Annotated in this window: 1 pseudogene; it reads right to left on the bottom strand. The window is 52.7% G+C overall.

Annotated elements, in window-relative coordinates:
* A pseudogene (locus FDX22_RS00600) lies at positions 1–220 on the bottom strand (signal recognition particle protein); the annotation flags it as partial.

Below are 220 nucleotides of genomic sequence, written 5' to 3'. Positions count from 1 at the left end.
GATCTGCCCCATGCCCGGCAGCTTGCCCATCAGGCTGGCCATGCCGCCCATGTTTTTCATCTGCTTAAGCTGTTCAAGGAAATCGTTCAGATCGAAGCCGTCGCCTTTTTTCAGCTTGCTTGCTAATTTCTCTGCCTGTGCACGGTCAACTTTGCTTTCGATATCTTCGATCAGCGACAGCACGTCGCCCATGCCGAGAATACGTGAGGCAATTCTGTCC

The sequence above is a fragment of the Citrobacter sp. TBCS-14 genome, assembly GCF_005280805.1.
Lineage (GTDB): Bacteria > Pseudomonadota > Gammaproteobacteria > Enterobacterales > Enterobacteriaceae > Citrobacter > Citrobacter gillenii.
Note: the sequence above shows the minus strand (reverse complement) of the source record. Positions and strands in the feature narration are given on the sequence as shown.